Source organism: Mesorhizobium sp. M4A.F.Ca.ET.022.05.2.1 (genome assembly GCF_003998845.1).
Lineage (GTDB): Bacteria > Pseudomonadota > Alphaproteobacteria > Rhizobiales > Rhizobiaceae > Mesorhizobium.
This window is the reverse complement of record NZ_RZOJ01000606.1, coordinates 1-2,532: the sequence shown is the minus strand read 5'-3', so window position 1 is coordinate 2,532 and position 2,532 is coordinate 1. Positions and strand designations below refer to the sequence as shown.

General features: G+C 62.8%; 1 protein-coding gene and 1 pseudogene. One reads left to right on the top strand and one right to left on the bottom strand.

The annotated features are described in order from the left end of the window. Positions 1 to 1,329: glutamate--tRNA ligase (locus EN745_RS33485; RefSeq protein WP_127423218.1), on the bottom strand; the 1,329-nt coding region annotated here is incomplete at its 3' end. Positions 1,330 to 2,051: 722 nt separating this feature from the next. Here EN745_RS33485 and EN745_RS33480 point away from each other — a divergent pair. Further along, positions 2,052 to 2,532, top strand: a pseudogene (locus EN745_RS33480) (vitamin B12-dependent ribonucleotide reductase); the annotation flags it as partial.

Sequence of the window (2,532 nt, the reverse complement as noted above, 5' to 3'; positions counted from 1 at the left end):
TAGATCTGCAAGCTCCGGCCCGGAAGGCTGGCCAGTAAGCGCCAGCCTGAGCGGCATGAACAGCGCCTTGCCCTTGCGGCCGGTTGCTTCGCGGATCTTGCCAGTCCAGTCCTTCCAGACGGTGCCGTTCCACGGCTCCTCCGGCAAGAGATCGAACGCCTGGTGCAGGAATTCGCGGTCCTCGCCGGAAAACTCCGCCGGTTCGTCCGGCCCCTGACCCACGATACGCCACCAGGCGAGCGCGTCGGGCAGGCTGTCGAGATTGCCTCGTACGGCCAGCCAGAACGGCTCCGCCTTCTCGCCTGAAACACCCAGCACGATCAGCCGGTCGCGCGCCTCGGCAAACGGCATATGGTGCATCAGCGTGCGGTTGAGCACGAACAGCTCGTCCGGATCGAACTTGGCCGCCGATTTCGAGGTCGCGGCCGGATCGAAATGGCCGGCTAGTTCGGAAAGATCGTGCGCTGCCGCGACATTCTCCGAGGTGCCGACCAGCACCGCCAGCGAAGCGACCGCCATCGGCTCGATGCCGTCCTCGCGCAGGCTCTCGATCGACAGCGCGCCAGTGCGCTTCGACAGGCCCTCGCCAGAGGCCGTGGTGAGCAGGTTGTGGTGGCCGAAGACCGGCGGCTCGGCGCCGAGCGCTTGGAACAGCGCGATCTGTACGCCGGTGTTGGTGACATGGTCGTCACCGCGGATGATGTGGCTGACGCCCATCTCGATGTCGTCGACCACCGATGGCAGCGTGTAGAGATAGGTGCCGTCCTCGCGCACCAGCACGGGATCCGACAGCGAGGCGAGATCAACGGTCTCCTCACCGCGCACCAGGTCGTTCCAATGGACCTCGGTGCGTTCGGGCTGCAGCGGGTCGCTGGTGAAGTTCGGCAGCAGGAAGCGCCAATGCGGGCGTCGACCGTCGGACTGGTATTCGGCCGCCTGCTCCGGCGTGAGCGTCAGCGCCTCGCGGCCATAGACGGGCGGCAGCCCGCGCGTACGGCGCACCTTGCGGCGCAGGTCGAGCTCTTCAGGCGTCTCGTAGCAGGCATAGAGCACGCGCGCGGCCTTCAGCCGCTCGACCGCCGCATCATAGTTCTCGACGCGCCGCGACTGGTATTCGGTGGCGTCGGGGAAGATACCCAGCCAGTGCAGGTCGTAAAGGATCGAATCGGCGAACTCCTGCTTGGAGCGGGCGATGTCGGTGTCGTCGAAGCGCTGGATGAAACGGCCCTTGTTGTTCATGGCGAACAGCCAGTTGAACAGCGCGGTGCGTGCATTGCCGATATGGATACGGCCGGTCGGCGACGGGGCGAAACGGACGGTTACTGTCATGAGCGGGGCGTAGCGGATGCTTTTCCGGTTGACAAGGCGCGCCCCCGCGCGAAGGGTCAAGACATAGTGCAAGCCAGCTAAAATGAAAAGGCAGAGCGGCAGCATCGCCGGGGTGGCCTTGCGCACGCCCGCCGCTGACCGCCAAAACCAGGCTCTCCGACGCGGTCTTCTGTCCCCGTTATCCACATCTGTGACACACAAGATATTGGGGTCACAAAAGCTACGTAAACGAATCCTTGACGGCGCAAAACGAGTCGCCTTTTATAGGCCATGCGTTCCTGTTGAGAGCGCGACCGGAGAGTTCAGAGGCCGGTCTTTTTTCCCGGATTTTGTGCGTTTTGCCCACATTTCCGCCCTTTTGCGAGGCCGGCGGAAGCGTTGGGATTGGTGGGGCTTGGGTGGCGAAAAGGGAGAATTGTCGGACTGGAAAAAATGATCTGTTAACACTATATTTAGTGTTTGCAGGCAGGTTCGACCCTAGATAGTGTGAAGCCCTCGATCGGGGGAATCGCGAAAAAGTTTCAAGTTTTGAGGGACCCGCAGGGGTTCGTCGGCGAGTTGGAGAGGCGCTTCGCAAGAAGTTTGGCCAACGCGCCGTGCGACGACTGCGAAGGAGATGCCGGCGTCGTCAAGATGCCGGCAAACGGCGGACCGCGCGTTTCGCTTTCGGGGCATGAATCCCTGGGGAAAAGCGCTATATATAGACACAAAGGACCGGACCAATGCGCATCGAGCGTCGTTTCACCAAGCCAGGACAATCCGCCTATGCGGAGATCGAATTCCGCAAGGCGCTTTCCGAGATCAAGAATCCGGATGGCTCGGTGGTGTTCCGCCTGGACAATATCGACGTGCCGGCGCAGTTCAGCCAAGTCGCCGCCGACATCCTGGCGCAGAAGTATTTCCGCAAGGCCGGCGTTCCCGCTCGCCTGAAGAAGGTCGAGGAGAACGACGTCCCCTCCTTCCTGTGGCGCTCGGTCCCCGACGAGGCCGAACTCGCCAAACTCCCCGAGGCCGAGCGCTATGGCTCCGAGATCGATGCCCGCCAGGTCTTCGACCGCCTCGCCGGCACCTGGACCTACTGGGGCTGGAAGGGCGGCTACTTCAAGTCCGAGGAAGACGCACGTGCCTTCCGCGACGAGCTTGCCTATATGCTGGCCACGCAGCGCGTCGCGGAAGGCACGTGCGTCTTCCTCGGACTTGAAG